This window comes from Nocardia sp. NPDC003345 (assembly GCF_053589395.1).
Genome location: NZ_JBSFRU010000319.1, coordinates 1 through 7,458, shown reverse-complemented (window position 1 = coordinate 7,458; position 7,458 = coordinate 1). Strand labels below are relative to the sequence as shown.

Genomic DNA, 7,458 nt, shown 5'->3' with positions numbered 1-7,458 from the left:
ACACGGTGGGCCGGGTCGCCGAGGCGGTCACCATGTACGAGCGCAATCTCGCCGACTCCGAGCGGGTCCTCGGCAGTGAGCACCCTCAAACAGTCGTCTTTCGTGACAACCTCGCGCGGGCACGGAGATTCGATGCCGAAAGCTGAGGTTCCGGTAGTTACCGCCGAAAAGACAACGGATATGGGGCCTGGCCCAGATAACGGGGCCGCCTCGCGCACGGATGGAGCGCTATATCCGCAGGTCGGCAGATGCACTACCCGGGTTATCGGGCTGTTATCCCGGGTCCGCCTCAGCTATGCCCGCAGCCTCTGACCAGGGGGTGTGTCCATATCCGCCCGATCTTCGGCGGTTACTACCGGGGACCCACAGCGCGGAACCGGCGAGCCGACGCTCCGAGCAGGTCGAACGCCCCCTCCATCCAGCGGAGAGGGCGTTCAACGGGTCAGGGGAGGGCTGGGGCAGTCCGTTAGAAAGGCGATGGTTCGTCGGGGTTGCCCCACTGGTCATCCGTTTCGCCGTCCCCGGTACGTGGCGAGTCGGCGTCGTGCCCGAGAGCGCGAGAGAGCTGCAGCCATCGGTTGTCCCACTCGTCGAGCAGCCGATCGCATTCCCCACCGTCGTCGACCAGCGAGTCGACGAAGCACAGGACTGTGCGCACGGTGGGCAGCCCGTGGCGGGGGTTTACCGCGTTGGCCAGGCTGGTCTTGCTGACCGGGTAGATGCCTCGGCGCAGCGCGATCTCGTGCATCTCCCGGTAGGACCGCGGATACAGTTGCTTGAGCGCCAGCAGGTCCGCGCAGAAGGCGGCGATCGAATCGGTGCCGGCGTCCTCCACCAGTTCGGCCGCCGTCTCGGCGTTCGTGTCGCCGGGCACCTCCGTGGGCAGGTCAGGGGTGGAGGAGCGTGAAAGGCGGTTGAGCAGATCCAGCGCCTTGGAATGCCCAGCCACGCCGGCTGTGGTTTCGCTCTGATGCTCGGTGCGCCACGGGGTGAAGAGACGGATCACTTCGTCGCGCTGTTCGGTGATGACACGGGACATCGTTATCTGCGCGATCAGTTTGTCGAGCAGGAGCAGCAGCACCGTGAACACCAGGAACCCGATGACCAGTGTGGAGTTCGTCGAGTAGTCGAAGACGATGTCGAGCCATATCCCGATCCCGATCGCGGCCAGGGTCACCAGGATCGGCAGGGCGGGAAACTGTTTGCTCAGCAGATAGACCGCTACCCAGTCGATGTGCTGTAGCCACCAGATGACCAGGAGGACGACCGTCAGGCCGAACGCGAGACCGACCAGCGTCCCGCGGGTGAGGCATTCGTCGTAGGAGAGTTCGTAGTAGCGGGTGAGCTCCCACGTCCAGGTGACCTGCTCGCCGATGGCCAAGCCGCCGAAGACACCGGCTACCAAGCCGAAGGCGGTCCGGCCCGAGAGCAACCGGGTCATCTTCACCCGCAACGATCCGCCGGCCTTTCTCCGGCGCGCGAGACGCACACCGTAGTAGGCGCCACCTCCGATGAGAGCCGCGCCGTAGGCGGGCAGGGCGGTGGTGAAGAGCCGATATCCGAAATCCAAGGTTGTCAGTATCGGCAGGCACAGGGTCACCACGGTGACCACCGCGTAGGTGAGCGTGTTGACGTATCCCCGCATCCGGGCAGCGCGGGCAGCGCGGATCGTTTCCGGGTCGGGTTCGGGCACCGCCGGCTTGTGGCTGAGCACGTTGAAGACGATGTTGCCCCCCACGTTGCCGGAGATGTGCACGCCGCTGTTCGCCGGATGGCCGGAGGGCAGCAGATGTTCTGCCGAGTCCCGGGCCCCGGGATGTTCCGGCGCCACCAGTTCGGCGTCGATGACCTCGGCACCGACGAAGAGGTCCTCGGGACGCTGAGCGGCGGTGCCGGTGCCGTTGAGCGTGTGCCAGATGGTGACGGCCTGCTTGATACGCCGGGAAGGTACCCGGCATGCCTGCAGGAACCGCACGACCGAGGTGACGTCGCGCGGGAAGGTGGTGTTGTCCTCCTGCAAATACCGGTACACCGTCGATCGCGGCAAACCCGACTTGGCGACGATCTGCCCGCCGGACAGCCCGGATTCGGCCGCCGCGCGGCGCAGGACGACCTTGACGTAGTCGGATTTGCGGGTGACCACCAGATCGCCGGTGTCGAGCTCGGCGCCGGGCGCGTTGAGCGCCAGTTCGCGGCCGAGGGCATTGGCGCGGTCCGGGATGGGTGCGCTCATGGTCCTCACCACCAGTTCACGTTTGCGCGGTCCGGGTGGATGAGGACGCTCAGCAGTGCCCGTATGGCGTAGAACGGTTTGCCGCCGGTGGCCTTCATGAAGAAGGCCAGCGACACCGCGCCGACGGCGAGGAGCACCGTCAAAGTCACCCACACCGCGGCCTGCGGCTCCAGAGCGTGACACAGCAGCATCACGGCGATGAAGATCAGACACATCGCCGACAGCCCGAGTACCAGGCCGAGCACGAGGATCACCAGCCACTTGTTCGGCAGGAACTCCACCGGCGCCCGCAGTGCCTGATCAGGCGGTCGGTGCGGGCCGTACACGGCCGGCTGTGCCTCGCCCGGCTCCGCGGCGTTCGCGGTGCCGGTGGCCCGAGCGGCCGCCGCGTCGCCGGACCGCGCTACCGCGGCGCCGGGCCGTGTCGCGGGCGACGTGCGCTTCGGCGGCGCGCTGCCGACGGTCTTCTGCTTCTTCTTGCCCGATTGTCTCGTCTTGCCGGGCACCTTGTTCACCGGCTGGGCCGGATCGGGGGTGACCTCGACAGGTATGTATTCCACCAGGAACTCCTTACGCAGAGATGTAGATCGCGCGACGGGAGCCCGCGGGGGCGAACACCCCGATATCCCTGATATGGGTAACGAGGGCTCCGAACGCGTGTGAGATGTGGCGAGCTTCCGTTTCCGGAATGTGTAGGGGTGGGCCGATATCCGCGGAGTGCAAATCCGAAGACCATCGCTTCGCAGCGGACGCCGCGAGTACCGAACATCCTTACACGGTCTGGAGTCGCCGGCCAAGCCGGGCCCCCTGTAAACCCGCTGGTGACAGCGGTTTTCATTGTGAGCCGCAGTACCACTTATCTGGCAGGGCCGGATTCGGGCGACTCGCCCGAATCCCATTGTCCAAATCCGGGAAATCGCCGCCGTCCCATTGGGAACGGACACCGGCCCATTTGTCCCACTCAGCAGTTGGACAGATTTTTGTCACATGCGCCCACCAGGGGTGATGTGTCCCGTGACTCGAATGGTTGTGAGACGGACGTCCAGCGTGGTTAAGTTCTCGACTGCAGCGATTGTCCGACCGACTCGGCCCGGACCGCTGCTTCCCCAGACTCACGCAGTGAGATGTGGCGAGCGTAGGGGTGACTGGTGCGGCTTCTGGTGCAAACAGGAGCCCACCCACCAGATTTGCGTCCTATCCGGGTCGAGACCCGGGTATAACGGCGAAAGCAAGAGCACGGCGCTTACCGGGCCCGGCCTGGTTCTGCGGCTCGCGCCGGGAAGGCAACCGGCCCACGGTGTCGGGTAGGCGCCCGGCCGCCAACAGCCTGCACCGAATAGCGACCGTGATCGCAGTCTCCACATAGAGGTCCCGACGGGGGCCGTCATCGATGAAAACGATGCACTCCTGGACACTCAGGGCGCAGATCATTGCTGGTCAACGATCTTTAGCGGCAGATAGCCGTCCAAGAACGCCAGTTCTTGAACACCGTGCGGCGCGGCTTCAGGCGAGAGGTTGGTCGAGAAGTCGATCTGGCGCCGCGCGGTGGACAGGGTGGTGACCACGCAGGTGCCGACGGGGCCGGTACGGCCGACAGTTCAGGATGGACTCGCCGTACGCAAGGCAGGAGGATTGTTCCGTGGGCGAGTTGGTCGAGCGAGTCGACGAGCGTGATCAGGTGCTGGGTGTGGTGGACCGGTCCGCGGCTATCCGGGCGCACTGGCTGCATCGCGTCGCCACGATCGTGTGCCGGGATAGGGCGAACAGGATCCTGCTACACCGACGGCCGGAAACCGACGCGCTGTTTCCAGGTCACTACAACTGGCTGATCGGCGGCGCCGTGGCAGTCGGCGAGTCCTATGAACAAGCTGCCGCCCGCGAGTTGTCCGAGGAGCTCAGGGTCACCGACCGGCCACGGTTTCTGTTCAAATTCCTGTGCCAGGGCGCGATCGCGCCCTACTGGCTGGGACTCCACGACATCGTCATCGACAGCGGCATCACCCCGGACCCTTCCGAGATCGCATGGCATGACTGGGTACCGGAGACACGGCTGCCCGATCTGATCCGTCGGCATCGGTTCGTGCCCGACAGCATCGAAGCGCTCAGCTTGTACACAAGCCGAGGTCCGATCCCGCCTGTCCACTCATGAGCCCTTGCCGCTGAATCGTGTCCATAAACCGATGCATTCTTGGACATTAGGTGTCGCGATCATCGCTGTTCAGCGATGTTTGCCGCATACACATTGACCGAGAACATTCTTTTTCTGAACAGTGTGAAGCTGGGCGGCGCCGGGTCGCCGGTGTATCGTATGGACACTTGTCCATACACTTGTTTGGTTTGGGGCACCGATATGCCGCGTTTCGATCCACACCCCGCCCGCCGGCCCACGATCATCACGGGAGCTTCCTCGGGGATCGGCTCCGCTACCGCGGAGATGCTCGCCGAGCGGGGGTATCCAGTAGCGCTGGGCGCGCGCCGGGTCTCCGAGTGCGAACAATTGGCCGAGAAGATCCGCGCTGCCGGCGGGGAAGCGTTCGCACATTATCTCGATGTCACCGATTCGGCATCGGTGGATGAGTTCGTCTCCGCCACCGAGCGGGAATTCGGCCCGGTCGAGGTGGTGGTCTCCGCCGCCGGCGATGTGGAATTCGGCCTGGTGCACGAGATGCCGAGCGAACGGTTCGCCAAGCAGGTCGACGTTCATCTACTCGGCCCACAACGATTGGCCCACCGGATCGTGCCGGGAATGATCGAACGCGGCCGCGGCGATCTGGTGCTGATCACCTCCGACTGCGCCGGAGCCCCGCGTCCACGCTCGGGCGCCTACAGCGCCGCCAAGACCGCCCTGGACGCGATGGCGGTTCAGATGCGGATGGAACTGGAAGGCACCGGAGTCCGGGTCAGCGCCGTCCGTCCCGGACCGACGAACACCGGGATGGGCTGGAGTGCCCCGGCCGAAGTCCTGGAACCCCTGCTCGAGGACTGGGCAAAGTGGGGTCTCGCCCGGCACCTGCACATGCTGCGGCCCGCCGATATGGCCGCCGCGGTCACCACCGTGATCACGACCTCGCCGGGCGGCCACCTCGTCCTGGTCGAGGCGCAACCAGGTGTACCGAAAACAGCAGCGGCCAGCAATCTCCCGACGTGAGTGCAGAAGCTCTCGACCGGCTCATGGCGGCCGCGTTGATAGGCCACGCGGGAGGGCATCGCGGGGGTGACGATCCGGGCCGTGGCGGCGGAGTCGGGCTTGCCGTTCTCGACCGCGGCAGTCTATTTCGGGTCGAAAGAGCAGCTCGTCGCTGAACTCTTCTGCCGGACACTGGCCTCACGACCTCGGCCCGGACATGTTCGGTGCCGTGCCGGTCGAGCACGCGCGACGCCGCGCCGCCCTGGTGGATGATCGCGCGGAACTCGGCGGTGTGGCCGGCCGCTTCGAGCGCGACCTGTCCGTCGTGCTCGTGGATTCGAGCTGTCCGCCCTGCGCGCGGGCCCGGGCGGCGGGTTCCGCCTCGGTTCCTCGCCGGTATCGACCTCATCCCTACCGGGATCGCCACCCTCGGGTGAGCGGCCGCGACCACAACGAACGACGCCTCGGGCTCACGGGCCTGGAAACCATCCGGCTGGGGACCTCGAACTCGCGACAGTTGACTACGAGACCCTGCCAGTCCGGACCCCCGAAACCATCCCTGGTTCTCATTCGCGTCCAAAACCAGTGAGGAGGCTCCGGCCATTCCGGCCGGAGCCTCCTTGTTGTCGTGGCCTGATACCACCCGGCCCGCCTGATCGACGATGCCGGAACATGCTGCGACTCTCCTGTCGGCGGCAGTTCTGGTCCAGTTCGCCGAGGCGATAAGGCTGTGGTCACCGGAAGGAGACTCGGAGAGCGGACCGGAGGAAAGCGATCGCGGCGACCGGGCTGCCGCCCAGTGCAATTCATAGTGGAGGTGAGTTGTTGTGGGTCGAAGTGGCTGATCTATGTGCCGGCGTTCGGGGTGACGCGGATCGTCGACGACAAGGCCGCTATCCGGGCGGAGGCGCGGAAGGCGATCGCGCAGTGTGGTGCGGCTCCCCGGGTGTTCGATATCGCTCTCGAGTTGGGGCGGGTGATCGACGGCCAGAAGGGCGGGTATCGGGTGGCGGCCGGATCAGGACCGGGGTCGCTTCAGGGTGCCGACGCTCAGCGATCCGCTCGGCGTCGTCCGTGCCTTCTCCGTGACCCCGCGGACGTAGCTTTCCGGATCTTTGTCGACCGATCGGACACCGGCGTAGTTCCGCGCCTCGTAGGCGGCGAAGGCGACGGCCAGCTGGTGGCGGCGGGACAGGGCGGCGAAGCGGCGGAACTCGGTGAGACCTTCGCGTTCCTCTTCGGCCATGTGGTCGCTGTTGGCGGTATTGGCGTCCGCGACCGCCGAAAACCAGTCATCGGTGCCCACCCGGTGGCGGCCGACCTCCGCCACCGCGTCCCGGATCTCGTTGTGGTCGTGGATGGCGTCGAGGGTCTCGTCCCGGACCGCTGTCGTGCGGCGGGCGGCGATGCCGACCTGTAGCAGTTCGGGGTAGAAGATCTCCTCCTCCGCCTGGGCGTGCAGTTCGAGGAAGGCGGCGAGCCGGTCCCAGATCGCGGCGAGGACGTCGGTATCCCGGCGGTCGATCTGCTCCAGGATGGCGAACAGTCGCCGCTGCTCGTGGTGGTCGTCGAGGATCAGGTCGGTGATATCCATCGGGCCTCCCTATCGGCGCACGTCAGGTCGGTGTGGAATGCCGGGGCGGGTTTCTGTCGCACTGCCCGCCCGCTACGAGGAGCCGACGATAACGTACCGCCGAGCCGCCGCGCCGACGCCGGACCGGCGAGCCGCGCCGGATCCCGGGCGCGATGGTTCGGGCCCGGTAGCGGCGCGTTTCAGCGAGCGGGGTCCTTGTCGGGGGCCGGCCGCGGATATCCGGTGCGGTGGTGCCACACCGCGCGAACCCCGGCCGGTCCGGCGCCGCGATCCACGGCCAGGATCAATACCGCGCAGCCGATGCCCGACAGCACCAGGCTCGTCCCGAACAGAGCCGGGTAGCCGAACAGTTCCCCGACCGTCCCCGCCGCGAACCCGGCGACTCCCTGCACCACCACGACCGCGCAGGCCAGCAGGGTGTAATCGCTGCCCGCGTGGTCGGGGTCGGCGGCGTCCATCATGAGGGTGAACACCGCGACGGTCGCGGCGCCGCCGAGGATGTGT

The 7,458-nt window shown here is 66.5% G+C and carries 8 protein-coding genes and 1 pseudogene; 4 read left to right on the top strand and 5 right to left on the bottom strand.

Annotation, left to right across the window (positions count from 1 at the left end; all coding sequences use genetic code 11):
- The first annotated feature begins 5 nt into the window (after positions 1-5).
- On the top strand, positions 6-146 hold the full coding sequence (locus tag ACWDU1_RS26455) for a tetratricopeptide repeat protein (protein WP_450002516.1): 141 nt from the start codon (positions 6-8) through the stop codon (positions 144-146).
- A 320-nt stretch (positions 147-466) separates the two neighbouring features.
- Here ACWDU1_RS26455 and ACWDU1_RS26450 read toward each other — a convergent pair whose 3' ends face one another.
- From ACWDU1_RS26450 to ACWDU1_RS26440, 3 genes are all read right to left on the bottom strand, one after another.
- A complete protein-coding gene (locus ACWDU1_RS26450; protein ID WP_450002510.1) occupies positions 467-2,233 on the bottom strand; it encodes a hypothetical protein in 1,767 nt (588 codons plus the stop codon).
- 5 nt (positions 2,234-2,238) lie between these two features.
- Positions 2,239-2,793, bottom strand: coding sequence for a hypothetical protein (locus tag ACWDU1_RS26445; RefSeq protein ID WP_450002509.1), 555 nt, complete (start codon positions 2,791-2,793; stop codon positions 2,239-2,241).
- Between the two features lie 867 nt (positions 2,794-3,660).
- A complete protein-coding gene (locus tag ACWDU1_RS26440; protein ID WP_450002508.1) occupies positions 3,661-3,798 on the bottom strand; it encodes a hypothetical protein in 138 nt (45 codons plus the stop codon).
- Between the two features lie 74 nt (positions 3,799-3,872).
- On the opposite strand from ACWDU1_RS26440, the gene ACWDU1_RS26435 reads away from it, so the two are divergent.
- From ACWDU1_RS26435 to ACWDU1_RS26425, 3 genes are all read left to right on the top strand, one after another.
- The gene (locus ACWDU1_RS26435; RefSeq protein WP_450002506.1) at positions 3,873-4,382 is read left to right on the top strand and encodes an NUDIX hydrolase; all 510 of its coding nucleotides are present in this window, start codon (positions 3,873-3,875) and stop codon (positions 4,380-4,382) included.
- 201 nt (positions 4,383-4,583) lie between these two features.
- Positions 4,584-5,381, top strand: a complete 798-nt coding sequence (locus ACWDU1_RS26430) for an SDR family oxidoreductase (RefSeq protein WP_450002514.1) — start codon at positions 4,584-4,586, stop codon at positions 5,379-5,381.
- A 57-nt stretch (positions 5,382-5,438) separates the two neighbouring features.
- On the top strand, positions 5,439-5,633 hold the full coding sequence (locus ACWDU1_RS26425; protein ID WP_450002512.1) for a TetR family transcriptional regulator: 195 nt from the start codon (positions 5,439-5,441) through the stop codon (positions 5,631-5,633).
- Between the two features lie 745 nt (positions 5,634-6,378).
- Here ACWDU1_RS26425 and ACWDU1_RS26420 read toward each other — a convergent pair.
- Both ACWDU1_RS26420 and ACWDU1_RS26415 read right to left on the bottom strand, forming a co-directional pair.
- On the bottom strand, positions 6,379-6,954 hold the full coding sequence (locus ACWDU1_RS26420; RefSeq protein WP_450002505.1) for a hemerythrin domain-containing protein: 576 nt from the start codon (positions 6,952-6,954) through the stop codon (positions 6,379-6,381).
- A 179-nt stretch (positions 6,955-7,133) separates the two neighbouring features.
- A pseudogene (locus ACWDU1_RS26415) lies at positions 7,134-7,458 on the bottom strand (MFS transporter); the annotation flags it as partial.

Excerpts from the sequence above, each read along its gene's own strand:
- ACWDU1_RS26430 (WP_450002514.1), top strand. The coding sequence starts at position 4,584 with ATGCCGCGTTTCGATCCACACCCCGCCCGCCGGCCCACGATCATCACG.
- ACWDU1_RS26450 (WP_450002510.1), bottom strand. The coding sequence starts at position 2,233 with ATGAGCGCACCCATCCCGGACCGCGCCAATGCCCTCGGCCGCGAACTG.
- ACWDU1_RS26420 (WP_450002505.1), bottom strand. The coding sequence starts at position 6,954 with ATGGATATCACCGACCTGATCCTCGACGACCACCACGAGCAGCGGCGA.